A 1,427-nucleotide genomic window follows, 5' to 3' on the forward strand; every position below is an offset into this window, starting at 1 on the left:
GTTGCAGGTGTGCCTGGTTTACCGGGCGCGGTTGGCCCCGTAGGGACACAAGGTATAGCGGGCGTTACTGGTGCACGGGGTGTAACCGGGCCTACAGGTGTGACCGGAGCGCAAGGCATACAGGGAATTCAAGGCGTAACTGGTAATACCGGAGCGCAAGGTATACAAGGCATTCAAGGCGTAACGGGTAATAATGGAGCACAAGGCATGCAGGGCATTCAAGGCATTACTGGCAATACCGGAGCGCAAGGTATACAGGGCATACAAGGTATTCAAGGTGTTACTGGTAATACTGGTGCACAGGGTATGCAAGGCATAACGGGCAATACAGGGGTTATTGGTGCTACTGGCTCTACTGGAGCTCAGGGCATACAAGGCATTACGGGGGCTACTGGCTTTACAGGAACTCAAGGTATACAGGGCATTCAAGGTGTTACTGGTAATACTGGTGCACAAGGCATACAAGGCGTTACTGGCAGTACCGGAGCGCAGGGTATTCAGGGTATAACCGGCGTAACGGGTGCAATTGGAGCTACAGGTGCGCAAGGTGTTACTGGTAACACTGGACCTACTGGTGCGCAAGGCATTCAGGGGACAACCGGCGTAACTGGTGCTGAAGGCCTAACTGGTGCGACCGGAGCTACTGGTGCGCAAGGTGTTACTGGTAACACTGGTGCGCAGGGCATTCAGGGTATAACAGGCAATACCGGAGCGCAAGGTATACAAGGCATTCAAGGTGTAACTGGCAATACTGGTGCAGCTGGCAGTACCGGAGCCCAAGGCATAACGGGCAATACAGGGATTATTGGCGCTACTGGCGCTACTGGTGCGCAAGGCATACAAGGTATTCAAGGGGCAACTGGCAATACCGGCGCACAGGGTATACAAGGCATAACAGGCAATACAGGGGTTATTGGTGCTACTGGCTCCACTGGAGCTCAGGGCATACAAGGTATTCAAGGTGTAACTGGTGCTACTGGGAGTACCGGAGCGCAAGGTATACAAGGCATAACGGGCGCTACCGGTAATATCGGAACTACTGGTGTAACTGGAGCCCAAGGTATTCAAGGAATTACGGGCGCTACTGGCAGTACCGGAGCGCAGGGTATTCAGGGTATAACCGGTGTCACCGGAGCTGAGGGCGTAACCGGAGCGATTGGAGCTACTGGTAACACTGGAGCTACTGGTGCACAAGGCATTCAGGGGATAACCGGCGTAACTGGTGCTGAGGGCGTAACCGGAGCGATTGGAGCTACTGGTAACACTGGCAGTACCGGAGCACAAGGCATTCAGGGGATAACCGGCGTAACTGGTGCTGAGGGCGTAACCGGAGCGATTGGAGCTACTGGTAACACTGGCAGTACCGGAGCGCAAGGCATTCAGGGGATAACCGGCGTAACTGGTGCTGAGGGCGTAACCGGAGCGAT

1 protein-coding gene is annotated in these 1,427 nt (G+C 54.8%); it reads left to right on the forward strand.

What is annotated here, in order from left to right; translation table 11 throughout:
* A partial coding sequence (locus GSQ74_RS22710; RefSeq protein WP_216846797.1) for a spore surface glycoprotein BclB occupies positions 1-1,427 on the forward strand: 1,427 nt, incomplete at both ends.

Source organism: Mucilaginibacter sp. L196, assembly GCF_009765905.1.
Taxonomy (GTDB): domain Bacteria; phylum Bacteroidota; class Bacteroidia; order Sphingobacteriales; family Sphingobacteriaceae; genus Mucilaginibacter.